Annotated in this window: 26 protein-coding genes; 13 read left to right on the top strand and 13 right to left on the bottom strand. The window is 60.9% G+C overall.

The genetic code is table 11. The features are described 5' to 3' along the window. The first annotated feature begins 30 nt into the window (after positions 1–30). From ftsY to rpoH, 4 genes are all read left to right on the top strand, one after another. Positions 31–1,401: a signal recognition particle-docking protein FtsY gene (ftsY, locus tag QIT27_RS10795; RefSeq protein ID WP_285263798.1), complete on the top strand. Its 1,371-nt coding sequence runs from the start codon at positions 31–33 to the stop codon at positions 1,399–1,401. Further along, positions 1,398–2,066, top strand: coding sequence for a cell division ATP-binding protein FtsE (gene ftsE / locus QIT27_RS10800; RefSeq protein ID WP_159340963.1), 669 nt, complete (start codon positions 1,398–1,400; stop codon positions 2,064–2,066). Before ftsY ends, ftsE begins: the two co-directional genes overlap by 4 nt. After that, on the top strand, positions 2,063–3,115 hold the full coding sequence (gene ftsX / locus QIT27_RS10805) for a permease-like cell division protein FtsX (protein ID WP_253019126.1): 1,053 nt from the start codon (positions 2,063–2,065) through the stop codon (positions 3,113–3,115). The genes ftsE and ftsX overlap by 4 nt, the downstream gene beginning before the upstream one ends. A gap of 240 nt (positions 3,116–3,355) precedes the next feature. After that, a complete protein-coding gene (rpoH, locus tag QIT27_RS10810) occupies positions 3,356–4,225 on the top strand; it encodes an RNA polymerase sigma factor RpoH (protein ID WP_159340967.1) in 870 nt (289 codons plus the stop codon). 79 nt (positions 4,226–4,304) lie between these two features. On the opposite strand, the gene slmA is transcribed toward rpoH, so the two are convergent. From slmA to coaBC, 5 genes are all read right to left on the bottom strand, one after another. Then, a complete protein-coding gene (gene slmA, locus QIT27_RS10815) occupies positions 4,305–4,913 on the bottom strand; it encodes a nucleoid occlusion factor SlmA (RefSeq protein WP_159340969.1) in 609 nt (202 codons plus the stop codon). A 21-nt stretch (positions 4,914–4,934) separates the two neighbouring features. Beyond that, positions 4,935–5,834 carry an acetylglutamate kinase gene (gene argB, locus QIT27_RS10820; RefSeq protein WP_159340971.1) on the bottom strand — a complete coding sequence of 300 codons (900 nt, stop codon included), beginning with the start codon at positions 5,832–5,834 and terminating at the stop codon, positions 4,935–4,937. Positions 5,835–5,931: 97 nt separating this feature from the next. After that, positions 5,932–7,320: a phosphomannomutase/phosphoglucomutase gene (locus QIT27_RS10825; RefSeq protein ID WP_285263799.1), complete on the bottom strand. Its 1,389-nt coding sequence runs from the start codon at positions 7,318–7,320 to the stop codon at positions 5,932–5,934. A 42-nt stretch (positions 7,321–7,362) separates the two neighbouring features. Then, positions 7,363–7,824, bottom strand: a complete 462-nt coding sequence (gene dut / locus QIT27_RS10830; protein WP_285263800.1) for a dUTP diphosphatase — start codon at positions 7,822–7,824, stop codon at positions 7,363–7,365. A 2-nt stretch (positions 7,825–7,826) separates the two neighbouring features. Beyond that, entirely contained in the window at positions 7,827–9,095 is a 1,269-nt protein-coding gene (gene coaBC, locus QIT27_RS10835) for a bifunctional phosphopantothenoylcysteine decarboxylase/phosphopantothenate--cysteine ligase CoaBC (protein WP_285263801.1), read from the bottom strand. Between the two features lie 150 nt (positions 9,096–9,245). Here coaBC and radC point away from each other — a divergent pair, with 150 nt between their 5' ends. The 7 genes from radC (at position 9,246) to ald (ending at position 14,627) form a co-directional block, all read left to right on the top strand. Then, on the top strand, positions 9,246–9,920 hold the full coding sequence (gene radC / locus QIT27_RS10840) for a RadC family protein (protein ID WP_159340979.1): 675 nt from the start codon (positions 9,246–9,248) through the stop codon (positions 9,918–9,920). A gap of 263 nt (positions 9,921–10,183) precedes the next feature. Continuing rightward, positions 10,184–10,420, top strand: a complete 237-nt coding sequence (gene rpmB / locus QIT27_RS10845; protein WP_038481085.1) for a 50S ribosomal protein L28 — start codon at positions 10,184–10,186, stop codon at positions 10,418–10,420. Between the two features lie 37 nt (positions 10,421–10,457). Then, positions 10,458–10,613, top strand: a complete 156-nt coding sequence (rpmG, locus tag QIT27_RS10850; RefSeq protein ID WP_009098622.1) for a 50S ribosomal protein L33 — start codon at positions 10,458–10,460, stop codon at positions 10,611–10,613. A gap of 138 nt (positions 10,614–10,751) precedes the next feature. Beyond that, positions 10,752–11,579, top strand: a complete 828-nt coding sequence (gene mutM / locus QIT27_RS10855; RefSeq protein WP_253019122.1) for a bifunctional DNA-formamidopyrimidine glycosylase/DNA-(apurinic or apyrimidinic site) lyase — start codon at positions 10,752–10,754, stop codon at positions 11,577–11,579. A gap of 79 nt (positions 11,580–11,658) precedes the next feature. After that, the gene (locus QIT27_RS10860; RefSeq protein WP_159340983.1) at positions 11,659–12,849 is read left to right on the top strand and encodes a class I SAM-dependent rRNA methyltransferase; all 1,191 of its coding nucleotides are present in this window, start codon (positions 11,659–11,661) and stop codon (positions 12,847–12,849) included. Positions 12,850–12,894: 45 nt separating this feature from the next. Continuing rightward, complete coding sequence (locus QIT27_RS10865; protein WP_253019121.1) at positions 12,895–13,332, top strand: acyl-CoA thioesterase; 438 nt, start codon at positions 12,895–12,897, stop codon at positions 13,330–13,332. 179 nt (positions 13,333–13,511) lie between these two features. After that, entirely contained in the window at positions 13,512–14,627 is a 1,116-nt protein-coding gene (gene ald, locus QIT27_RS10870) for an alanine dehydrogenase (RefSeq protein WP_285263802.1), read from the top strand. 26 nt (positions 14,628–14,653) lie between these two features. On the opposite strand, the gene QIT27_RS10875 is transcribed toward ald, so the two are convergent. Then, on the bottom strand, positions 14,654–14,902 hold the full coding sequence (locus QIT27_RS10875) for a SlyX family protein (RefSeq protein WP_159340989.1): 249 nt from the start codon (positions 14,900–14,902) through the stop codon (positions 14,654–14,656). A 110-nt stretch (positions 14,903–15,012) separates the two neighbouring features. On the opposite strand from QIT27_RS10875, the gene QIT27_RS10880 reads away from it, so the two are divergent. Next, positions 15,013–15,546 carry a cold-shock protein gene (locus QIT27_RS10880; protein WP_159340991.1) on the top strand — a complete coding sequence of 178 codons (534 nt, stop codon included), beginning with the start codon at positions 15,013–15,015 and terminating at the stop codon, positions 15,544–15,546. A gap of 91 nt (positions 15,547–15,637) precedes the next feature. On the opposite strand, the gene QIT27_RS10885 is transcribed toward QIT27_RS10880, so the two are convergent. From QIT27_RS10885 to map, 7 genes are all read right to left on the bottom strand, one after another. Then, positions 15,638–16,027 (bottom strand): hypothetical protein, encoded by a 390-nt coding sequence (locus tag QIT27_RS10885; protein ID WP_159340993.1) that lies wholly within the window; start codon positions 16,025–16,027, stop codon positions 15,638–15,640. Further along, positions 16,024–17,196, bottom strand: coding sequence for a succinyl-diaminopimelate desuccinylase (gene dapE, locus QIT27_RS10890; RefSeq protein WP_285263803.1), 1,173 nt, complete (start codon positions 17,194–17,196; stop codon positions 16,024–16,026). Before dapE ends, QIT27_RS10885 begins: the two co-directional genes overlap by 4 nt. Further along, a complete protein-coding gene (gene dapD / locus QIT27_RS10895) occupies positions 17,183–18,208 on the bottom strand; it encodes a 2,3,4,5-tetrahydropyridine-2,6-dicarboxylate N-succinyltransferase (protein WP_285263804.1) in 1,026 nt (341 codons plus the stop codon). Before dapD ends, dapE begins: the two co-directional genes overlap by 14 nt. A gap of 57 nt (positions 18,209–18,265) precedes the next feature. Then, the gene (locus QIT27_RS10900; RefSeq protein ID WP_253019117.1) at positions 18,266–18,610 is read right to left on the bottom strand and encodes a Spx/MgsR family RNA polymerase-binding regulatory protein; all 345 of its coding nucleotides are present in this window, start codon (positions 18,608–18,610) and stop codon (positions 18,266–18,268) included. Between the two features lie 33 nt (positions 18,611–18,643). Continuing rightward, complete coding sequence (gene dapC, locus QIT27_RS10905) at positions 18,644–19,840, bottom strand: succinyldiaminopimelate transaminase (protein WP_285263805.1); 1,197 nt, start codon at positions 19,838–19,840, stop codon at positions 18,644–18,646. 122 nt (positions 19,841–19,962) lie between these two features. After that, on the bottom strand, positions 19,963–22,638 hold the full coding sequence (locus QIT27_RS10910) for a [protein-PII] uridylyltransferase (RefSeq protein WP_285263806.1): 2,676 nt from the start codon (positions 22,636–22,638) through the stop codon (positions 19,963–19,965). After that, positions 22,638–23,429, bottom strand: a complete 792-nt coding sequence (map, locus tag QIT27_RS10915; RefSeq protein ID WP_159341004.1) for a type I methionyl aminopeptidase — start codon at positions 23,427–23,429, stop codon at positions 22,638–22,640. The genes QIT27_RS10910 and map overlap by 1 nt, the downstream gene beginning before the upstream one ends. Before the next feature lie 321 nt (positions 23,430–23,750). Between map and rpsB the strand changes: the two genes are divergently transcribed. Then, positions 23,751–24,503, top strand: coding sequence for a 30S ribosomal protein S2 (rpsB, locus tag QIT27_RS10920; protein WP_159341006.1), 753 nt, complete (start codon positions 23,751–23,753; stop codon positions 24,501–24,503). Positions 24,504–24,693: the final 190 nt, after the last annotated feature.

Consider the following 24,693-nt stretch of genomic DNA (forward strand, 5'->3'; position numbering starts at 1 on the left):
AATGATCACCTATTTAGTCGGATGACACCTATGTTCGGTTTTTTCAAACGTAAGAAAAAGCACGACTCCCAGCAGGAGCCTCAAGACGCCCAGGAGCAGCCAGCGCTGCCGGAAGAGCCCGAAGGCGCGCCCGATACGGCGCCTGAGGCGGAGGTTTCAGCCCCGGCGACATCGCCGGCCGAGCCGCAGGAAGAAGAATCCCTTAAGCCGGCAGCGCGCGAGGACGCCGACGCGCTCGCTCAGGGGCAGTCGCCCGAGCCGGTGAACAAAGAGGACGTGCAGCCCACCGGGGTCGATGAGGACGTGGCCCCGGCGCCGATGATGGATACTGTGCCAGAGCCAGAGCCAGAGCCAGAGCCAGAGCCAGAGCCAGAGCCAGAGCCAGAGCCAGAGCCAGAGCCAGAGCCCGCCGCGAAGCCAGCCCTTCAAGAGAAGCCGGTGGCGGAAAAGGGCGAAAAGAAAGGCTGGTTTGCGCGCATCAAGTCTGGTCTAGGGAAAACTCGCGCCAACCTGACCGACGGTCTGGCCGATCTGTTCCTGGGCAAAAAGCATATCGATGACGAGCTGCTGGAAGATCTGGAAACTCAGCTGCTCATGGCCGATGTGGGTATCGAAGCGACGAGCGAGATCATCGAGCGTTTGGAAGCGCGGGTGTCCCGCAAAGAGCTGAACAACCCCGAGGCGCTCTACCGTGGCCTGCAGGAAGAGTTAGCCGCGCTGCTGGCCCCCGTGTCGGCTCCGCTCAGCTTCGAGAAAGAGAGTGATGGCCCCTTCGTGATTTTGGTGGTCGGGGTCAATGGCGTTGGTAAGACCACCACCATCGGTAAGCTCACCCAGCGCTTTCAGCGCGAAGGTAAGAGCGTCATGCTGGCGGCCGGGGATACTTTCCGTGCCGCGGCGGTCGAGCAGTTGAAGGTGTGGGGCGAGCGGAACAGTGTGCCGGTTATTGCTCAGCATACCGGTGCCGACAGCGCTTCGGTGATATACGACGCGGTGGCGGCCGCCAAGTCTCGCGGCGTGGACGTGCTGATCGCCGATACTGCCGGGCGGTTGCACAACAAGAGCCACCTGATGGAAGAGTTGAAAAAAGTCCATCGGGTAATGCAGAAGCTCGATGACACAGCGCCCCACGAGGTCATGCTGGTACTGGATGCGGGCACGGGGCAGAACGCCATTTCCCAGGCCACGACCTTCAACGAAGCGGTGCCGATTAGCGGGATTACTCTGACCAAGCTGGATGGCACCGCCAAAGGCGGCATCATCTTCGCGCTGGCAAAGCAGCTCGAGACGCCGATCCGCTTCATTGGGGTAGGCGAAGGTCTGGACGACCTGCGCCCCTTCAACGCTAACGATTTCGTCAACGCGCTATTTGACCGCCAGGGAGACGATGGCCGCGCATGATTGCCTTTGAGCACGTGGGGAAGCGCTACGGAGGGCGCTTCGAGGCGCTGGCACACCTGAACTTTCGCGTCGCGAGAGGTGAAATGGTGTTTCTCACCGGCCACTCGGGAGCGGGAAAAAGTTCGCTGCTGCGCTTGATCATGCGGCTGGAAAAACCCAGCCGGGGACGCGTCGTCGTGGCCGGGCACGACATCGCCCAGCTCCACGCCAGCCAAGTGCCGTTCTACCGCCGTCAGATTGGCGTGGTGTTTCAGGATCATCAGCTGCTGTTCGATCGTAGCGTGTTTCACAACGTCTCGCTGCCGCTGGACATTCAGGGGGTGGAACCCCGCGAAGCGGCCCGGCGCGTGCGCGCCGCGCTGGACAAGGTTGGCCTGTTACACCGTGAAAAAGCCTTGCCCATCGAGCTGTCGGGCGGTGAGCAGCAGCGCGTGGGCATCGCCCGCGCCGTGGTTAACAAACCCGCACTGCTGCTGGCCGACGAACCCACCGGAAACCTCGACCCCCAGCTCTCTGCCGATATCATGGCGCTATTCGAAGACTTTAACCGTATCGGCACCACGGTGATGATTGCGAGTCACGACTTGGCGCTGATCGCGCGCCTACGTCATCGAATTCTGCGCCTGCGTGATGGGCGTCTCGTCGCCGATGAGGGGGCCGTATGAAGCGCTCGACCACCCCTCGCCAAAGCGGCGCTGCTCCGCGTCCGCGCGCCGCCCGCGCGCCCGTGAAGCCCGCTACGCCTACACCCGAGAAAACGCCCCGCAGCGGCGCTCGCTCTCAGCAAACGCGCGTTAGCAGTCGCCTGCGAGCGTGGGGCCGTCACCATCGCGCCATGGCGCTGGATAGCCTTTTTCGACTGGTGCGCTACCCGCTGGGCAACTTGCTGACCATGCTGGCGATTGCCATCGCCCTGGTGCTTCCCGCAGCCCTGTGGCTGACGCTGGACAGCGCCAAGCTGCTGGACGCCGAGCTGGATGAAAGCGCATCGCTCACCGTGTACCTCGAGATGGGCGTCGACGCAGCGCAAGCGTCCCGAATCGAAGAGGCGGTGAGCGCTGATGACGGCGTGGCCAAGACGCGCATGATTAGCCCTGAGCAAGGCATGGCGGATTTTCAGCAGTCGCTGGGTATCGACGATACCCTAGCAGGGCTCGAGGACAATCCGCTCCCCGCGAGCATCGTCATTTCCCCCCAAGATGTAGAGCCCGCTGCGATGGCCGAACTGGCCGAGCGATTGGAGGGGTTAGCTGGCATCGACGAAGTCCGCGTGGATTTAGCCTGGGTCGAGCGGCTGCGCCATTTGGCGGCACTCGGCCGCCGCGTTGCGCTGGCGCTGGGCGTGCTGTTCGGTTTCGGTGTGCTGCTGGTCGTTGGCAATACCATCCGCTTGGCGGTGGAGAGTCGGCGTCGAGAAATCGAAGTGGTGATGCTGATCGGCGCGACACACGCCTTCGTGCGTCGACCCTTCTTGTACAGCGGTGCCTGGTATGGCGCGGGGGGAGGGCTCCTGGCGCTGGGGCTGTTGGCCTTGGGCAACCACTGGCTATCGTTGCCAGTGGCCGCGCTGGCGGCCAGCTACGGTGCCAGCTTCAGCTTGCCGCAGTTGGACGTGACAGGCTCTACAATTCTGCTATCTTGCAGTACACTACTTGGCTGGCTAGGCGCTTGGCTTGCCGTCACGCGTCATCTGTCCAGTATTCGCCCGCGCTGAGCCGACGCCTGCACCGCTGTCATCATAGAGTTACATGCAGCGTCTAGACTCGATACCCTGTGTCATGCGGGCAACCACGGGGAATATCTACCCCCGTTGGTCGATGCAGTGTTGGCATCGGTCATTTGAACCTTAGGCTTCGACTAAGGTCTTAAGCGTTAATGCAAGACGTTTGGCAGCACGTATTCACGTCACGCCAGCACGTCAACCACGATAGGTTTTAAGGGAGACCACCTGCACATGAGCACTAGTCTTCTACCGGTGGGACAGCTTTCGCCAGGTAACGACCTGGGAGGCTATATTCAAGCGGTGAATGGCATCGCTGTGCTGAGCGTCGAGGAAGAGCGCGAGCTAGCGTTCCGCCTCTACGATGAGGGCGATCTGGAGGCAGCGCGCCGGTTGGTGCTGTCGCACCTGCGGTTTGTGGTGCACATTGCCCGCAGCTACTCAGGCTACGGCCTGCCGCAAGCGGACTTGATCCAAGAAGGCAACGTAGGCTTGATGAAAGCCGTGAAGCGCTTCGACCCGAATCAAGGGGTGCGCTTGGTGTCGTTCGCCGTGCATTGGATCAAAGCCGAGATTCATGAGTTCGTGCTGCGTAACTGGCGTATCGTCAAAATCGCCACCACCAAGGCGCAGCGTAAGCTGTTCTTCAACCTGCGCAGCGCGAAAAAGCGTTTGGCATGGCTGAACAACGACGAGGTCGATGCGATTGCCAAAGACCTCGACGTGAAGCCGGAAGTCGTGCGCGATATGGAAGGCCGCCTCTCGGCATTCGATGCCGGGTACGATGCGTCGCCCAGCGACGACGAAGAGAGCACGTACCAAGCGCCAGCGTACTTCCTCGACGATGCCTCCGCCGACCCGGCAACGCAGCTCGAAGATAGTGACTTCGAAGAGGACTCCACGCGCCGTCTTCAATTGGCGCTCAAAGGGCTGGATGAGCGCTCGCGGGATATTCTGCAGCGCCGCTGGCTCACCGACGATAAAGCCACGCTGCACGATTTGGCCGATGTGTACGGCGTTAGCGCCGAGCGTATTCGCCAGCTCGAAAAGAACGCCATGAAGAAGCTTCGCCAGAAAATGGGCGACGCGGTGATCGCAGCGTAACGCTGAGTCGTCACGATAAAAAACGCCCCGACGGTTCGCACCGCCGGGGCGTTTTCGTTTGCCTCGTTCGTCTGTCACGTCATGCAGGTTGGGCCGTGGCCCGTAACAGCTGGCCCGAGATCAGCGTCCACTGGTCGTCCCAATACTCGGTAGGTAGCCGCTTGAAGTCGCTGCGTACGTATTGCGAAATACGCCCCTCGGCCTGAGCGATCAACAAATTGGCGGCGGCCGAGGCGGAAATGCTGGTGCGCAGCCCTTCGCGCAGCTCGGCTTCACGGAGCACCTGCTTGAGCTGGGTCTCTAGGCGCTCGAAGAGCTGGTGTACCCGCTGGCGCAGTCGAGCGGTCTCTCCGGTGAGCACATCGCCTCCCAGTACCCTGGCAAGCCCTGGGTTCTTCTCGGCAAACCCAAGCAGGAGCGAGAGAATCGTTCCGCAGCGGGTGGTTGCGTCGGGAATATCATCGAGAATGCGGGTGATTCGGGCGAAAATGCTCTCTTCGATAAAGTCGATCAAGCCCTCGAACATGCGCGCCTTGCTGGGAAAATGGCGATACAGCGCCGCTTCGGAAACGCCCACTTGGCGCGCCAGGGCAGCCGTGGTGATGCGTTTACCGCTATCCTCTTCCAGCATGATGGCCAGCGCCTGCAGTATCTGCTCGCGGCGGCGAGGTTTGCGATCGTCACTCATGACTCTTGCCCTCCGTCGCGATTAGCCTGCGTCAGTGATCAGGGTGCCTACCCCGGCGTTGGTGAAAATTTCCAGCAGTACGGCGTGGGGCACACGCCCATCGATGATGTGGGCGCTGTTCACGCCGCCTTTCACCGCGTCCAGCGCGCAGCGGATCTTGGGGAGCATCCCGCCGTAGATGGTGCCGTCGGCAATCAGACCGTCCACCTGAGCGGTCGTGAGCCCGGTCAGGACCTTGCCTTCGCTGTTCATCAAGCCTGCCACATTGGTGAGCAGCATCAGCTTTTCGGCGTTCAGCGCTTCGGCCAGCTTTCCTGCCACCAGGTCGGCGTTGATGTTGTAGCTGTTCCCTTCGTCATCAACCCCGATAGGCGCGATGACCGGGATGAAGTCGCGAGCGGCCAGCATCTCGATGAGGTCGGTGGAGATCGACTCCACTTCGCCCACGTGGCCAATATCGATGATCTCCGGCGCGGTCATCTCCGGGCTTTGGTGCTCTACCTTGAGCTGGCGAGCGCGAATTTGAGCGCCATCTTTTCCGGTCAAACCAATCGCTTTGCCGCCGCTTTGGTTGATCAGGTTGACGATGCTCTTGTTGACCAAGCCGCCCAGTACCATCTCGACCACGTCCATGGTTTGGGAGTCGGTGACCCGCATGCCGTTGACGAAGCGGGATTCGATATTGAGCTTCTCCAGCAGGCTGCCAATTTGCGGGCCGCCGCCGTGCACCACTACCGGGTTGATGCCAACCTCTTTCATCAGCACGATGTTACGAGCAAACGAGTCGATCAGCGTGTCTTCGGTCATGGCGTTGCCGCCGTATTTGACGACGACGGTTTTACCGGAAAATTGCTGAATATAGGGAAGTGCTTCTGACAGCACCTCCACAACGACCTGAGGGTCGCGGCTAGCTGAACTCATGACGATGTCCCTTGGCTCTTTTTTAATGTCGGTTGCGTCGCTGTGCGCGGCTGGCAATCACAGCCTGTTTAACACGTCGCGCGTTCTAAAGGCGCGATCATGCCGTTGTGGTGGCCGGTATGGTCAGTGTAGGTGCGACACCGTGCAGCGCGTTTGCAAAGCGTTCACGGATGCGAGCAAGTGCTTCGCTGTCCTTTCCCTCGAAACGCAGAACCAGTGCAGGCGTCGTGTTTGAGGCGCGGCATAATCCCCAGCCGTCTGGGTAATCAACGCGAATGCCATCCAGCGTGGTTTTGATACCTTCGCCGAAGTCGCCCTCTCTGGCAAGCGTCTCGATAATGGCAAATTTTTCTTCATCGGCAACGCTGATATTGATCTCTGGCGTGCTGACATCCTGGGGGAACTGGTCGAAAAAAGCGTCCGCATCGCCTTGGAACTGGGAAAGGATCTCCAGCAGTCGAGCGGCCGAGTAGAGGCCATCATCGAAACCGTACCAGCGCTCTTTGAAAAAGAGATGACCGCTCATTTCACCGCCCAGCAGCGCGCCGGTCTCTTTCATCCGCGCTTTGATGAGCGAGTGGCCGGTGCGCCACATCTCGGGATCACCGCCTGCCTCGCTAATCACCTTCGCTAGGTTGCCGGTGCACTTGATATCGAAGACGACTTTGGCGCCCGGGTTGCGCGACAGCATATCGGTGGCAAACAGCATCATCAGGTGGTCGGGATAAATCATGCGCCCTCGGGGCGTGACGACGCCTAGACGGTCACCGTCGCCATCGAAGGCCAGGCCGATGTCGGCACCGGTCTGTTGAACATGGCGAATCAGGTCCTGCAGATTTTCAGGCTTACCGGGGTCGGGGTGATGGTTGGGGAAGCGCCCATCGATCTCGGCGAACAGCGGCGTGGTGGCGACGCCCAAACGTTCGACGAGCTGGGGGCCTAATTCGCCTGCCACACCGTTGCCGCAATCCACCACGGCGCTGAGCGGGCGTGCCAGCGTCACATCGCTCAAGATGCGCTCCAGGTAGGTGGCGCGCAAATCGTGGTGGCGAACGCTACCGTTGCCTTGAGTGAAATTACCTGCCTGAATGCGCTCAAAGAGCGCAGTAATCGCGTCGCCCGATAAGGTGTCCCCCGCCAGGACGATTTTAAAGCCATTGTAGTCCGGCGGGTTGTGGCTACCGGTGAGCATCACGCCTGAGCGGCTCTCTGCCAGCGTATGCGTGGCAAAGTAGAGGACCGGTGTGGGCACCATGCCGATGTCGATCACGTCCCGCCCTGCGGCCTGTAGGCCGCGAATGAGCGCCGCCTGCAGGCGCGGCCCAGACGTGCGGCCATCCCGGGCCACGATCACCGTCTGTTCGCCACGAGCGGCCGCTTCGGAGCCGACGGCGCGGCCAATCAGCTCGGTGGTGGCGTCGTCAAGTGTGTCATCTACTACGCCGCGAATGTCGTAGGCGCGAAATATCGAAGCGGGTACGGTCATCATCGATCCTTGAAAACGCTGATAGGGGAGTGAGTCGGCGCGTTATTGACGCCCGGTGCTGCCAAAACCGCCGCTGCCGCGGGACGAGTCGGTGAAGCGATCGACGAGGTCGAGATCAGCTTGCACCACGGGCACCAGAACGTATTGGGCGAGCCGTTCGAAGGGGGTGATCGTGAAGCTGGCCTGACCGCGGTTCCAGACCGAGATCATCAGCTCGCCCTGGTAGTCGGAGTCGATCAAACCTACCAGATTGCCCAGTACGATGCCGTGTTTATGGCCAAGGCCAGAGCGCGGCAAAATCATGCCCGCTAAGCCTGGGTCTTCGATATAGATGGCCAGCCCGGTGCGCACGAGCTGACACTTGCCAGGGGCGAGCGTCAGCGGCTCATCCAGCAACGCCCGTAAATCCATGCCTGCAGAGCCTGCCGTGGCGTAGGTGGGCAGATAGTCATGCAGACGCTCGTCCAAAACGTGGCACTGTAGGCGCGGGCGGGGGCTACTCATGGTCAGGCTCCAGAGGTGGTCAAGGAGAGTTGTGTGAAAGCGCGTTGAACGATCAGCGCGGCCAACTGGGTTTTGAGTTGCGGCGCCGCCGCCCATTGCTCGCTTCCATGGGGCGTTCGCCATAGCAGGAGCGCTGCGTTGTCGTCGCTGCCAAAGCCCAGGCCCTGCTGGGAAACGTCGTTGGCGACGATCATGTCGAGCCCTTTGCGGGTGAGCTTGTCCTGGGCGTAGCGATCCACGTCCTGGGTCTCGGCGGCAAAGCCCACGACGAACGGGCGCTGGCCGTCTGGCAGTGCCGCCACGTCGGCAATGATGTCGGGGTTTTTCACCAGCGTGAGCGTCAGGGTGTCCTGGTCGTCGGTTTTTTTCAGCTTGTGCTCGGCCGCATGGGCGGCGCGGTAATCGGCCACCGCTGCGCAACCAATGAACAGTGCTGCCGTTGGGGCGAGACGCAGCGCTGCCTCGTGCATCTGCAGGGCCGTATCGACGCTGATCCGCTCGACCCCCTGAGGGGTGGGCAGATTGACCGGGCCGCTGATCAGCGTAACCCGTGCCCCTTGCGCGGCGGCTTCGGCTGCCAGGGCATAGCCCATCTTGCCTGAGCTGTGATTCGACAGGTAGCGGACGGGGTCTAATGCTTCCCGGGTAGGGCCAGCAGTAATCACCACGTGCGGAGCATCTTGGGAGGCAATGGACGGTGGAGCAAAATGGCGGCGAAGCGCTTCAGTGATCTCCTCAGGCTCGCTCATTCGCCCTGGGCCGACGTCACCGCAAGCTTGGTCGCCTGCGGCGGGGCCAATGAGCTGCCAGCCGTCGCTGGCCAGCTGGGCGACGTTGCGCTGAGTGGCGGGGTGGCGCCACATGGCTTGATTCATCGCTGGCGCGATGAGTCGTGGCGCCTCGGAGGCCAAGCAGAGCGTAGTGAGCAGGTCATCCGCCATGCCGTGCACCAGCCGCGCGATCAGGTCGGCCGTGGCCGGGGCGATGACGATGGCATCCGCCCAGCGGGCGAGCTCGATGTGTCCCATGCCGGCTTCCGCGTCAGGATCGAGGAGCGAGGTCCGCACGGGCTCGCCCGAGAGCGCCTGAAGCGTGAGGGGCGTGATGAAGGCTTGGGCCCCCTCGGTCATGACCACGCGCACTTCGCAGCCCGCCTGCTTGAGCAGCCGTACGATCAGCGCGCTTTTGTACGCCGCGATGCCCGCGCTAACGCCGAGCAGCAGGCGCTTACCCGCAAGTGACGACAAAGGGGAGTGCGAAAGTGAGGCCATGGTGGGCAGTCCAGTGTGACGATCAACAAGGGGCTTACCATACCATTTGACCGATTATTTTGGCATGCTCAGGCGAGCGCTAATAAAGCTAGGTAAAGTGAGGTGTGCGGTAGGCATCGCTCATCAAGTGTAGAGGCAGGGAGGCGTCGAATGGGAATTAATCACTGGCCTGAGGGCGAGCGGCCACGGGAAAAACTGCTCAATATGGGCGCTCAGGCGCTCTCGGATGCGGAGCTTCTGGCTATTTTTCTTCGCGTAGGGGTGCAGGGGCGCTCTGCGGTGGATTTGGCGCGGGACCTGCTTACCAGTTTCGGGGGATTAAGGCAGTTGCTGGAAGCCGACCAAACCCAGTTCTGTGCCGCTCGTGGGCTGGGGAGCGCTAAATTTGCGCAACTACAGGCCACACTTGAGCTTTCAAGGCGGCATTTAGCCAGCCAACTGGCGCGTGGCAATGCGTTAACCTCACCTGCCTTAGTGCGTCACTACCTGAGCTCTCAGCTGCGTCATTTGGGGCATGAAGAGTTCGCGGTACTTTTTTTGGATACGCAGCACCGAATTATTCGCTATGAATCCCTGTTTCGCGGTACCCTAGACAGCGCATCCGTTTATCCCCGCGAAGTTGCCAAGCGTGCGCTGGAACTACACGCTGGCGCTGTCATCCTGGCCCACAATCACCCCTCGGGTGTGGCTGAGCCCAGCGATGCCGATCGACGTATCACCGAACGCTTGAAAGATGCCCTTGCACTCTTTGACGTGCGGGTTCTCGATCATTTTGTGGTGGGAGACGGAGACGTGGTGTCGTTTGCCGAGCGTGGCTGGCTATAGCCGTCATATCAGCAGGAGAAAACGTGCGGCGGGTCGTAAGGCCAATGCCTCTTTTCTAAGTAAATTGTCCAAAAACGCGCTTTTTTGGCCTTTTTGGGCGGTTTCGCTTGCTGGTAGCTAGGTGCTCTGGTATAAAGTGCCACCTTTGAACTTGGGTTGAATAACGGATTTGGGTACAGCTAGGCGGTTAACTGCGTCGACTCCCTCCCTGCTCCGGTTTGCCCGACAGTTTTGAACAACTCGCCAAGCGGTTGGAGGCTCTCATGTCCAAAGTATGTCAGGTTACCGGCAAGCGTCCGGTAACTGGTAATAACGTTTCTCACTCCCAGCGTAAGACACGTCGTCGTTTCTTGCCGAACCTGCACACCCATCGTTTTTGGGTTGAATCCGAAAACCGCTTCGTCAAGCTGCGCGTTTCCTCCAAAGGCATGCGCATCATCGACAAGAAAGGTATCGAGACGGTTCTGGCCGACATCCGCAAACGCGGCGACGCTATCTAAGCTAGCTTCTGCTAAGCACTTTTGGGAGAGTTAAACCATGCGCGATAAGATCAAGCTGGTGTCTAGTGCCGGTACTGGCCACTTCTACACCACTGATAAGAACAAGCGGAACACCCCGGATAAGTTCGAATTCAAGAAATACGACCCGGTGGTCCGTAAGCACGTCATCTACAAGGAAGCCAAGATCAAGTAATCGCGGTTACGATGATCGGCTTTCACCGCAGGCGAGCGCCTGTTGAAAAACCCGGCCTAAAGCCGGGTTTTTGCATGTCTGTCGTTAGTGCCCTGGCTGGTCCTGGCTGTCACGGCGCTGTCATCATAGGCTTTCATCATGCCCGAACTGCCTGAAGTAGAAACCACACGACGTGGCATTGCCCCCTATCTCGAAGGGCAAGAGATTACCGAAGTGCGAGTGCGCCAGCCGCGCTTGCGCGTGCCGGTGCCTGACGATCTGGCCGATCGCCTGATCGGCGCGCGCGTCGGCGAGCTGGCGCGCCGCGCCAAGTATTTGCAGATGCCGCTAGCTATGCCCGATGGCCATGCCACGCTGCTGTGGCACTTGGGCATGTCGGGAAGCCTGCGTATTGCGCGCCTGGGCGACGTGCCTAAAAAACACGATCATGTGGATCTTGTGACGGCCAGCGGCTATGTGCTGCGCTACCATGACCCGCGGCGGTTTGGTTTCGTCGACTGGCAGCAGGGCGACGGCAGTCGCGATACCCGCCTTGCGCATCTTGGCCCCGAGCCGCTGAGCGAGGCCTTCGATGGCCAGTGGCTCTACCGCCTGTCCCGTGACAAGCGCGTGGCAGTCAAACCCTTTTTGATGGATAACCGTGTGGTCGTGGGTGCGGGCAATATCTATGCCGCTGAAGCGCTGTTCATGGCTGGTATCGACCCGCGCCGTGCGGCGGGGCGTATCTCCCGGGCGCGCTACGATGCGCTGGCGGCCGCCGTCAAAGAAGTCTTGGCGGCAGCCATTACCCAGGGCGGCACCACGCTGCGCGATTTCGTCAGCGGCCAAGGAGAGCCCGGTTATTTCGCCCAGCGGCTGAACGTTTACGGTCGCCACGGGCAGCCCTGCCTGCGCTGTGGCAGCGAGCTGAGGCGGATCACTCTGGGCCAGCGGGCCAGCGTGTTTTGCCCCGGCTGCCAGCGCTAATCGCCGCCTTGGGCGGCGACCTGTTTTGCTTATGCGGGCAGCGCGTCGACGTTGCTCGCCTGCTCTTTTGGAGATTGTTGTGACTCAACGCCTGCGCCTGAACAAGAACGCCGATCGCCGCTTGAAGGCTGGCCATCTGTGGATCTACTCCAACGAAGTCGATATCAAAGAGACGCCGCTGAAAAACTTTGCGGCGGGTGAGCCTGCGCTCGTGGAGGCGTCCAACGGAAAAACGCTGGGCGTGGCTTACGTGAATCCCCACTCGTTGATCTGTGGGCGCGTCATGTCCCGCGATCCTGAAATGCGCCTGGACCGCTCGCTGTTCGTGCATCGTTTCAATCAAGCGCTCGCGCTGCGTCAGCGCGTGTTCGATCAGCCGTTCTATCGTCTGATTCACGGTGAAGGCGATCTGCTGCCGGGCTTGGTGATCGACCGGTTTGGCGATGTGCTGGTGGTGCAGCTCAACACCGCCGGTATGCAGGCACTGGCAGAGGAGATCGTCGATGCGCTGGAGAAAGTCGTCAAGCCGAGCGCCATCGTCTTCCGTAACGACACCGGTGGCCGCCGTCAGGAGGGTCTGGAAGCCCACGTGGAAGTGGTCAAAGGCACGCTGCCCGATGAAGTGCTGCTGGTCGAAAATGGCGTCACCTTTGCCGTGCCGGTGCTGAACGGCCAGAAAACCGGCTGGTTCTACGATCATCGCGTCAACCGCGCTTGGCTCAACAGCCAAGTGGCGGGTAAGCGCGTACTGGATGTCTTCAGCTACGTGGGTGGCTGGGGCGTTCAGGCAGCGGCCAGCGGTGCCTCAGAAGTGCTCTGCGTGGACGCATCCGGTGCGGCGTTGGAGCAGGTGGCGCGCAACGCCGAACTCAACGGTGTTCAAGAGCAGGTGGCGATTGGCGAAGGCGACGCCTTTGAAGCCCTGGCGGCATTGAAGGCGGATGGCGAGCAGTTCGACGTGGTGATTCTCGATCCGCCTGCGTTCATCAAAAAGCGCAAGGACATTCCCAACGGTGAGCGCGCCTACTCGCGTCTCAATCGTGAGGCGATGCGTTTGCTGGGCCGCGACGGCCTGCTGCTGTCGGCGTCGTGTTCCATGCACTTGGCGTCCGAGCGCTTGGTCGACGTAGTCCGTGGCGCGGTGCGCCACCAGGATCGTCACGGCCAGGTCATCTTCCAGGGCCACCAAGGGCCGGATCATCCGGTACATCCGGCCATTCCGGAAACGGCCTATTTGAAGGCGCTGGGCGTTCGCGTATTCCGCGATTGACCCCCCGCTAACCGTCAATATGAGGTAGAACAAGGAGAGAGCCACATGGAGTGGGCATTGCCAGACCCGTTTGTGATCGACCTGAAGGTGCTGCCCGAGGCGATCGATGCCTATCAGCACGTCAATAACAGCGAGTACTTGCGCTGGGTTGAGCAAATTAGCTGGGCGCACTCCGAGGCACTGGGGCTCTCTCTTGAGCGCTACCGAACGCTGGACAGGGCAATGGTGGTACACCGCCATGAGCTGGACTATCTCGCACCCGCCTTTTCCGGCGATGCGCTGCAGCTTGCGACTTGGATCGTCGCCTGCGACGGCCGGTTTAGCCTAACCCGTCGCTTTCAGTTGAAGCGTGTGGAGGATGGCAAAACGCTGCTCAACGCCCGCACCCGATTTGCGTGCGTGGCCCTCTCCAGCGGCCGCCCGAAGCGTTTGCCCGACGAGTATCAGCGTATCTATGGCAGTGCGGTGATCGAGGAGCGATGAGGCGGCGCTGAGGAGCGTCGATTTTTTCGTGTGCCGCGCTCACGCACTAGATCTTTCTGTTAAAAAACGCCTTAGCCGGCGTTTTTTTCGTTTTGATTCATAGGGGTGGTGGTTCTCACCGGCTGTGCTGTAATGCAGTGAGCGACGTGTCGTTCATCCGAACTGTGGAGAATTCAGCCATGAAAATTGCCGTTCCCAAAGAGATCAAAAATCACGAGTACCGTGTCGCCCTTACGCCGACAGGGGTGCGCGAGCTAACCGGGCGTGGCCACCATGTCTACGTGGAGAGTGGCGCGGGCGACGGCGCAGGCTTTCCCGATAGCGCTTATCAAAGCGCGGGCGCCACCATCGAAAAAAGCGTGGAGGCGCTGTGGCAACACGCCGAGCTGATCTTGAAAGTCAAAGAGCCGCAGCCAGAGGAAGTCGCGCGTCTCACCCCGGAGCATACGCTGTTTACCTACTTGCACTTGGCCGCTGAAAAGTCCCTCACCCAAGGGCTAATAGAAAGTGGTGCCACTTGTATTGCCTACGAAACCATTACCGATGCCAAAGGCGGCCTGCCACTGCTTGCCCCCATGAGCACCGTCGCTGGCCGAATGGCCGTACAGGCGGGGGCGCATAGCCTGGAGAAAGCGCAGGGCGGTTCTGGCGTACTGCTGCCGGGTGTCCCCGGTGTGTCGCCAGGCAAGGTGACAGTGATCGGCGGTGGCGTGGTGGGCGAGAACGCTGCTCGCATGGCGCTGGGACTGGGCGCGGACGTCACGATTCTGGATAAATCCATTGCCCGGCTGGAAGTGCTGGATGATCGCTATCAGGGGCGCATCAAAACCGTTTACTCCACGGCCGACGCGCTGGATCACGCGGTACGAGAGTCGGACATGATCGTGGGGGCCGTGCTCATTCCGGGGGCTGCAGCCCCCAAGCTGATCACGCGCGCCATGCTGGCAGACATGAAGCCGGGGAGCGTACTGGTAGACGTGGCGATCGATCAGGGCGGTTGTTTCGAAACTAGCCGGCCCACCACCCACGCCGAGCCGACGTATCTCGTGGATGGCATCGTTCACTACTGCGTGGCCAACATGCCCGGCGCCGTAGCGCGGACCTCTACGCTAGGGCTGACCAATGCCACTCTCCCTTTCGTGCTGGCGCTCGCCGATAAAGGTTGGCAACGAGCCCTCGCCGACGATGCGCACTTTTTACCCGGCTTGAACGTACATAACGGTCAGATCACGTACCGCGCGGTCGCAGAGGCCTTTGGGTTGGAGAGCGTGGACCCCGGCAGTGTAGTGGGATGATAAAGGGGTGAAGCGTGGTCTAGCGCTCAATAGTGGGGCGGAACGTCATCTTCAGGGCGGAAACTGCCTTGGGTATCACCCGCCTGGAGCGCCTGATGCTGTTCCCGTAGCCGTTCGCGCATCAAGGCGCTAAGTTGCTCGAGTTTTTCCAAGCGGCGCTCTTGCTGGGCGACCGCTTGGTCGAGCGTATCCAACCAGTGTTCCTGATAAGCCAGCCGACTCTCCATCGATTCAAGACGTTGAGTGAGCTCGGCAGGCGATAATTCGTTTGTCATGATAACATCGTCACCTTGTGTAGTATGCTCGGTACTGTTAGGAATGGGCCTGGTAGTTCGAGTATTGTCCTTCGTCTGTTACCCATACAACAAGAGAGCTTTCATCATCTATGAACCCAAAAGTTGTTTTTCGCTGTTTCTTTATCAGTATCTTACTCGCCGCCCCCACGCCGCTTTTGTTGGCGGGGATCGTTCATTTAACCAATGCACCGATGGCTGATCAGTGGTTGGCCGAAGCGGCGTTTAGTGTGTATGCCGCCGTGGCCCTTGGCTGCTTTGTCATGTTGTTTGTGGGCACGTTAGCCGCAGCGGCTCTGGCACCGCCGATGGTGGTGAAAGCGGATGTGGCACGAGTAAAACCAGCACCGCGCCAGCCTCAAGCGCCTGCTCCGGTGGCGGAAGATGATGAAGAGGAAGATATCATCGACCCCAACGATGGCCGTGAAGAGGGAGAGGTCAAGTGGTTCAACACCAATAAAGGGTACGGCTTCATTACCCGCGATAACGGGGAAGACGTGTTCGTTCACTTCCGTGCGATTCGTGGCCGTGGCCCGCGCATGCTGGCTGAAGGTCAGATCGTTCGCTATCACGTCATTAAAAACGATCGCGGTCTGCAGGCCGATGACGTCAGCATTATCGAGTAAGCGTTCAGGCGCTGCCGCATAGGCGCAGCGCTAACGGGCGTGTCGGCGTGCCGATAGAGAAAACCCCCGCAACGTGCGGGGGTTTTTGCGTTTAGCGGCCTGAGTCCGGCCATTCGATGGCGCTCTCCTGCCCGCCGGGCAGCACTTGCCAAAAGCGGTCAGGGTCATCGCCGGGGTGCCAGCCTCCCAGCGAGCAGCGGACTTCCACCTGCAGCGCTTCGGCGGCGTGCTGGGCGCACTCTTGGTCGGTGTGCCACGGCGTCTGGCTGCTGTCGAACCAGAGACTGGCAAAACCATCGGCAGCGTTGTCCACCAGCAGCACCGGCACGCTATCGCCCTGATGTTGGCCGCGGGTTTTCCATTTCCCCTTGCCTGCCGGGCTGAGGGGTGGTGCGCTCAGGACCTCGGCCAGCCAAGCATTGACGTCATCCAGCGTGACCCGCGCCAGATACACTTCGATATCCGGAAACCGCTCCATCATACGCTTACCTCATCGGTGGTCAGCAGCGCTTGCAGGGTTGCTTCGTAGATGCGGCTCAGCCCATCCAAATCGCTGGCCCGCACGCGCTCGTTCACCTTGTGGATGGTGTCATTGAGCGGTCCGAGTTCGACCACCTGGGCGCCTAGGGTGGCAATGAAACGGCCATCGGAGGTGCCGCCGCTGGTGGAGAGCTGCGGACGCTCACCGGTCACGGCTTCCACGCCACGAATCGCCGCATCCACCAGCTCGCCTTCTGCGGTCAGGAATGGCTCGCCGTTCAGGGTCCAATCAATGTGGTACTCGAGGCCGTGCTGATCCAGAATCGCCTCGGTGCGTGAGCGCAGCTCGTCATGGGTGACTTCGGTGGAGTAGCGGAAGTTGAACACCACCTCTACCTCGCCAGGAATCACGTTGGTGGCTCCGGTACCGGCACGCATGTTCGAGATCTGAAAACTGGTCGCAGGGAAGAAGTCGTTGCCTGCATCCCAATGCTCGTTGACGAGCGCATCCAGGGCGGGCATCGCTTGGTGAATCGGGTTGCGCGCTAGGTGGGGGTAGGCCACATGGCCCTGCACGCCTTTCACATGCAGCACGCCGCCCAAAGAGCCACGGCGCCCGTTTTTGATCACGTCGCCCAGGCGAGCGGTAGACGAGGGCTCGCCCACGATGCAGTAGTCCAAGCGTTCATTGCGCTCGCGAAGGTGTTCGACCACCGCGCGGGTGCCGTCGATGGCGGGCCCCTCTTCATCGGAGGTAATCAAAAACGCGATCCGCCCCTCGTGGTCGGGGTAGCGGGCGACAAAGCGCTCCACCGCCGTCAGCATCGCTGCCAGGCTGCCTTTCATGTCCGCCGCGCCGCGCCCGCACAGCATGCCTTGGTCGTCGATACAGGGCTCGAAAGGCGGAAATTCCCAGTTGGTGTGTGGCCCGCTGGGCACCACGTCGGTGTGTCCGGCAAAGGCAATCACCGGGCCGTGATGACCGCGTACGGCCCAAAAGTTCTTCACGTCGCCAAAGGGGAGCTGCTCGATATGGAAACCGAGCGCCGTTAAGCGCTCGATCATCAGGTTCTGGCAGCCTTCATCGTCGGGTGTCACCGATGCCCGGCTAAGCAGCTCGAACGCCAGCGTCAGCGTCGGCGACAGTGAGTCAGGCTCAGTTATGGGCATGCAGCGCCTCGTTCAGCGCAATGGCGCTTTTATTGGTCAGGCACTCGATGCGGCCACTCTGTGAGTTGCGGCGCAGCAGCAGGTCGTCTTGGCCTGCCAGCTCGCGGGCGGCAACGGTATTGACTTCCTGGCCCTGGTCATCCAATAGCGTCACTTTGGAGCCTGCGGTGATGTAGAGGCCAGCTTCGACGGTGCAACGGTCACCCAGCGGAATGCCGATGCCGGCATTGGCACCAATTAGGCAGCCTTCGCCCACCTTGATGATGATGTTGCCGCCGCCCGATAGCGTGCCCATGGTCGAGCAACCGCCGCCCAGGTCAGAACCTTTGCCGACCATCACACCTGCGGAAATGCGTCCTTCGATCATGCCGGGGCCTTCGGTGCCCGCGTTGAAGTTGACGAACCCTTCATGCATGACCGTGGTGCCTTCGCCCAGGTAAGCGCCCAGACGTACGCGGGCGGTGTCGCCGATGCGGATGCCGGTGGGCACGACGTAGTCGGTCATTTTGGGGAATTTGTCCACGCAGTCGACGGACAGCGTGCGGCCAGCCAAGCGTGCCTTGAGACGGCGGGCGGGCAGCTCTTCAATGTCGATGGCGCCTTCGTTGGTCCAGGCGATGTTTCGCAGCAGGCCGAACATGCCGGTCAGGTCCAGACCGTGAGGCTTCACCAGGCGATGCGACAGCAGGTGCAGCTTCAGGTACACCTCAGGGGCGGTTTGCGGCGGCTGGTCGCTCTCCAGGAACATCGCCACCAGCGGGCGCTGGCTAGTGGCCAGCGACTCGGCCAGGGCGGCCTGCTCGGAGTGGCCTGCCGCTTCCAGCGCTTTGGCCAGGCGGGTGCAGTCTTCCGGCAGGAAGCTCACCGGGGCATTGCCTGTCGGTGCATCCAGCGCTTCTTTGGCGGCGGCGACCAGGCTCGCATCCGGATTGAGCAGCGGGGCCGGGTAGTAGATTTCCAGCCAGTCGCCCTGGGTGTTTTGGGTGCCGATTCCAAGCGCGAAGCTCAGCATAACGCGTATTCCTTAGAGGTTAGTGAGAGAAAGTGAGTGAGAGAAGTCGAGTCCAGGTTAGCCGCTTAGCGTGTCATAGTCGCCGTCACGGTAGCCGATCATGATGGTGCCGTCGTCGAGTTCCAGCAGCGGCCGCTTGAGCAGTGTCGGGTGCTGGAGCAGCAGCTGACGCGCCGAGTTGGCATCGTAATCCTTCTCTTCGTCAGAAAGATCCCGCCAGGTTTTGCTGCGCTTGTTGATTACCTCGACCAGCGGAACACGGTTCAGGATGTGTTCGAGTAGCGCCGCCGAAAGGCCATCTTTACGCAGGTCGTGGGTTTTATACATCAGCGCTTTGTCGTCCAGCGCTTTGCGCGCTTTGCGGCAGGTGTCGCAGTTATGAATGATGTAGAGCGTCAGCATAGAGCCTCCTGTCGTCGTCTTAGGCGGCGCGGACTAGCCGCGCTCGATCAGTTGGCGAAGGCGCGTGGCCGCTTCCAAAGTCGGCTCAAGCTCCGCCACTAAGGCTAAGCGTAGCCGACCCGCGCCAGGATTATGGCCGTTGTGGCCTGGGCGGCCCATTAAACTGCCAGGAAGCACGCTCACGTGTTGTTCGCTGAATAGCCGCTGGGTAAAGGCGATATCGTCGCCGCCCGGCACCGCAGGCCAGAGGTAGAAGCTCGCTTCGGGGGTGGGGAAGTCCATCACCGGGGCGAGTACTTCCGTCACCGCGCTGAACTTTTCCCGGTAGGCGTCGCGGTTGGCGCGCACGTGGGTTTCGTCCTGCCAAGCTGCGATGGACGCGTGCTGAAGCGGCAGCGACATGGCGCAGCCGTGATAGGTGCGGTAGCGCTTGAACGGGGCGAGTAGGTCCGCATCGCCCGACACGAAGCCGGAGCGTAGGCCCGGCAGGTTGGAGCGCTTGGAGAGCGAGTGGAAGACCACGCAGCGGCGGTAGTCATTGCGGCCAAGCTCGGCACAGGCCTGTAAAAGCCCGGGCGGCGGCGTGTTCTCGTCTAGGTAAAGCTCGGAGTAGCACTCGTCGGAAGCGATGATGAAGTCGTGCTCATCGGCCAGGGCAATCAGCTGTTTGAACTCGGCCAGCGGCGTGACGGCCCCGGTCGGGTTGCCCGGCGAGCAGAGAAACACGATCTGCACGTCGCGCCAAGTGTCGGCGCTGACCGCTGAAAAATCGGGGCGGAAGCCGTTTTCGGCGGTGCAGTCCAGGTAGAGCGGCTGGCCGCCTGCCAGTAGCGTCGCGCCTTCGTAAATCTGGTAGAACGGATTGGGCACGGCCACCTTGGCGGGGCGCGTTCGATCCAGCGCGGTCTGCACGAAGGCGAAGATCGCTTCGCGAGTGCCGTTCACCGGCAGTACCTGGCGTTCGGCGTCCAGCCCCGCGAGGCCAAAGCGCTGGGTCGCCCAGGCGGCGATGGTCTCACGTAGCGCGGGCAGGCCGTTGGTGGCCGGATAGCGGGCCATGTCGAGCTGGTGGGCAATGAGAGCGTCCAGCGCGCCTTGATAGGGGGAGTGCTGAGGTTCGCCGATCGTCAGCGGAATATGCGTCAGTCCCGCCGGGGGCGTGAGTGTCGCTTTGAGGGCGGCCAGCTTTTCAAACGGATAGGGGTGTAGGGCGTTGAGATCAGGGTTCATGGCGCGTCCGTTGAGAGCGTAAGGGCGGGAGCGGTAGGCAAAACCATTTATCGAACCGCCGATTATAGGCAAGCCCTGGGGCAGGCTCAAACCTAACCACCAGGGCAGGGCGACTTTATGGTTTAGACGCCTAGCACTTCTATCAGCCGTTCGCGAAGCTGCTGCTGGCGTTCGGGGTCGGTGAGCGGCTCGCCTGCCTTGGTGGTAATGAAGAACACGTCCTCTACCCGCTCGCCCAACGTGGCGATCTTGGCAGCCGAGAGGGCAATATCCTGCTCCATGAAGATGCGCCCTACCCGAGCCAGCAGGCCGGGGCGGTCGGGGGCGGTCAGTTCCAGCAGGGTACGCTCGTTGGCCGGGTCCTGTTCGATCACCACTTCGGTTGGCACTTTGAAGTGCTTGAGCTGGCGCGGCGTGTGTCGGGTGACGATCTCGGGGTAGTCGTCTGGGTCGTCCAGCTCTTCTACCAGGTGGCTGCGCATCTCTTCGATGCGCTCCGCGTCGCGAATCGGCTGACCGTGGCTATCCAGCACGATGAAGGTGTTGAGCGTCCAGTCGTTGTGCGACGTGGCAATGCGCGCATCGTGAATCGAGAGCCCGAGCTGTTCCATGGCGGCGGCGGTGGCGGCGAACAAGTCATCCACCGAGCGGGTGTGAATGAACACTTTGGTGCCGCCTTCGGCCATGTCGGCGGTGGGCGCGCTGATCAACACCAGCGGCAGCGGCGAGGGCTGGTGCGCCAGAATGCCTTGTGTCTGCCAGACGATCTCGCTGGGCGCGTACTGCAGGAAGTAATCTTCCCCCAGCGACTCCCACAGCTGGTCGATTTGGCCACTATCGACGCCCACCGTTTGTAGCAGCGAGCGTGCCTCAGTGCGGGTTTCGCGCACCCAGTCGTCGCGATCCGGCGGGTTTTTTAGCCCGCGCCGCAAAGCGCGTTTGGTTTCGGCGTGGAGCTGGCGCAATAGAGATGCCCGCCAGCCGTTCCATAGGGTGGGGTTGGTGGCGTTGATGTCAGCGACGGTGAGCACGTAGAGGTAGTCCAGGCGGGTCTCGTCGCGCACGATCAGTGCGAAGTCGCGGATTACGTCGGGGTCGCTGATATCACGCTTCTGGGCAGTCATCGACATCAGCAGATGATGCTCCACCAGCCAGCTCACTAGGTTGGTGTCGTGCTGGGAAATGTGGTGGCGATGACAGAATTGCTCGACATCCCGTGCGCCGATTTCGGAGTGGTCGCCGCCACGGCCTTTGCCGATGTCGTGGAACAGGCCCGCAATCCACAGCAGGTCCAGCTTGGGTAACTGGTGGATGAGCGTCGCTGCCACGGGGAAGTCGCCCTTGGCCTCTGGCTTGCGGAAACCGTGCAGGAATTTCAGTAGGCGCAGGGTATGGGCATCGACCGTGTAGATATGGAACAGGTCGTGCTGCATCAGCCCCACGGCGCGACCAAACTCCGGCAGGTACTTGCCGAGAATGCCGTAGCGGTTCATGCGTCGCAGCTGGCGAGGAACGTTCCCCGGTGCCCGCATGATGGCCATGAAGAGTCGCTGGTGGCGCGGGTCTTCCCGGTAGTGATCGTCGATTTGATGGCGATGGTCACGAATCAGCCGAATGGTGTCGGCGCGAACCCCCTCGATCTCCGGGTGCTTGGCCATCAGCAGGAAGAGTTCCAGCATGGCCGCGGGGCGCTCGCGAAAGAGGTTGCGCGAACGTACCTGGATATAGCCGCCCTTGGTTTCGAAGCGCTCGTTGAGCTTGACGGTTTCCAATGACTCCTTGCCGCGCAGAATCACTTCGTCAAAGTGCTGCAGCAGCATGTCGTTGAGCCCGGCAAGGGCCGTTACATGGCGATAGTAACGCTTCATGAACTGCTCGACGGCGAGCCGTTCGGGAGTGTCCTTGAAGCCGAACATCTCGGCAATGGTGCGCTGGTGATCGAACAGCAGCCGATCTTCGGCTCGGCCTGTGAGCATGTGCAGGGCGTAGCGCACCTGCCAGAGAAACGCCTGGCCCTGGCTAAGAATGCGCAGCTCGGCGTCGTTCATGAAGCCGTTGGCGACGATGTCGGTGTACTGCTCGGTGCCAAAATGGCGCTTGGCCACCCAGCCAATCATCTGGATATCGCGTAGGCCGCCGGGGGAGCTTTTGAGGTTGGGCTCCAGGTGGTACTCGGAGTTGTTGTAGCGGTAGTGGCGGGCGATCTGCTCCTGCCACTTGGCCTCGAAAAAGCGGTCGGCGGGCCACAGGTTCGGCGTGCTCAAGCGTTCGCGCATTTTCTCGCGCAGGCTCTCCGGTCCGGCGATGAGGCGCGACTCCAGCAGGTTGGTGATCACCGTCACGTCTGCTTCAGCTTCCCGTTCGCAGTCGTTGAGTGAGCGCACGCTGTGGCCGATCTCCAGGCCGATATCCCAGAGAAAGGTGATAAAAGCGCTCAGCGGCTCCCGGTAGGGGGTGTCATCGTCGTGTTCGAGCAGTAGGAGGAGGTCGATGTCCGAGTGGGGATGCAGTTCACCACGCCCGTAGCCTCCCACCGCTACCAGCGCGACGCCGTCGTCGGGCCAAGCGTGCTGGGCCCAGGCAATGGCGAGAAGCTGGTCGAGATACCACGCCCGGCCGCGGACTAGGTCGCGGATATCGGCACCGGCGCGAAACTGCTCGTCCAGCCGTGCCTGAATGTCTCGTAAAGCCGCTTTGAAGGGGGCGATGGGAGAGCGTGACCCGGCAAGCTCGGTGCGAAACAGATCGAGATCGTAAAGCGACGTGTCCGGCTCGAACCGGTAGTGGTGAAGAAGCATCAGCGATTCAGGAAGCTAAAGTCTTCGTCGCTGCGTGCCGTCAGCACGTCAACGCCGGTGTCGGTGACGAGCAGGGTGTGCTCCCACTGGGCCGATAGGCTGCGATCTTTGGTGACGGCGGTCCAGCCATCGCGCAGTACCTTGGTTTTGTAACCGCCCACGTTGATCATCGGCTCGATGGTGAAGCACATGCCCGCTTCCAGGCGGATGTCGGCATCGGGGGCGTAGCCGTCGTAGTGCAGGAACTGCGGGTCTTCGTGAAAGTCGGCACCAATGCCGTGGCCGCAGAAATCACGTACCACCGAGTAACCATGGGCTTCGGCGTGCTGCTGAATCACACGGGCAAGCTCAGAAAGACGCACGCCAGGCTTGACCAGCTCGATGCTTTTATAAAGGCACTCTTGGGTGATGCGGCACAGGCGTTCGCCCTGAATGGTGTCGCCCACCACGAACATCACGCTGGAGTCGCCGTGGTAGCCATCGGGCGTGCGTACGGTGATGTCCAGGTTCATGATGTCGCCGTTTTTGAGCTTTTTGGCGTCATCGGGGATGCCGTGGCACACCACATGGTTGATGGAGGTACAGGTTGCTTTGGGAAAGCCGTGGTAGTTCAGCGGTGCCGGCGTCGAGCCCAGCTCGTTAACGATGTACTCGTGGCACAGGCGGTCGATCTCGCCGGTGCTGATGCCCGCTTTGACGTGGGGCGTGATCATTTCGATAACGCTGGCCGCCTGGCGACCGGCTTCGCGCATTTTCTCGATTTCAGAAGGCGTCTTGATGGGAACGTTCATGAATTCTCGATGTGGCTTCTGGGTAAGTGATGAGCGGCCAATTGCGCGTTGAAACGCGCCTGCGGCTTCATCTTGGCAATGATCTATGGTATAAAGCCGCGCGCTTTCCTGCAATCGCCATCCAATGCTTCTTTACTGGCTGGCGCGGCGCGAAAGGGCAACGAGATCGCAACGCAGCACCGCTGGGTTGCACAACAGCAAGCCTTGAAAACACACATGCACCGGCACATGGTCCCGGGTGCCTTTAGCGACGTTCGAGGACGCTACTGGTCGGATCCATGGGGTGCGTGGAGGCCTAACCCGAGTTTCAGGAGTTTTACCATGTCTCACGTCAATATGCGTGACCTGCTGAAAGCAGGTGCTCACTTCGGTCACCAAACCAAGTACTGGAATCCGAAGATGGGTAAATTCATCTTCGGCGCGCGCAACAAGATTCACATCATCAACCTCGAGCACACCCTGCCGGCGCTGAACGAAGCGATCGACGTGGTCGAGAAGATGGCGGCATCCAACAACAAAATTCTGTTTGTTGGCACCAAGCGCAGCGCTAGCAAGATCATCAAAGAAGAAGCGAATCGCGTTGGCCAGCCGTTCGTCAACCATCGCTGGTTGGGCGGCATGCTGACCAACTTCAAGACCATTCGTCAGTCCATCAAGCGTCTGCGTGACCTGGAAGTCATGCGCGAAGACGGCACCTTCGAGAAGCTGACCAAGAAAGAAGTCTTGATGGCAACGCGTGAGCAAGAGAAGCTTGAGCGTTCTATCGGCGGTATCAAGAACATGGGCGGCCTGCCGGACGCACTGTTCGTTATCGACGTTGACCACGAGCGCATCGCGATCAACGAAGCCAACAAGCTGGGTATCCCGGTCATTGGCGTGGTAGATACCAACTCCAACCCGGATGGCGTTGATTACGTGATCCCGGGTAACGATGACTCCATTCGTGCCATCCAGATCTACGTGAAGGCGATTGCCGACGCGTGTGGCCGTGCGAAAGAAGGTCGTCCGGACGAGTTCGTCGAAGTGACTGAAGAAGAAGCCGCTTCTGCCGACACAAACGCTGCCGCCGAGTAAGGCGACAGGGGTGCGGCGGGCAGGTTGAGCCGCATCGTGTTAAGAGGGGGCCTTATGCCCCCTTTTTCCCGCTTTGGGTTCGCCCTGGCGGGCCGATCACGCCGGATCAATGCCGGCAAGCGCTCTGCAAAGTGATACGCAACGGTCATTTATCGTGCTTATACTCTGTAGCGCGTTTAACTCTCAGTTA

The organism is Halomonas sp. LC1, assembly GCF_030247125.1.
In the GTDB taxonomy this organism is placed as follows: Bacteria; Pseudomonadota; Gammaproteobacteria; order Pseudomonadales; family Halomonadaceae; genus Vreelandella.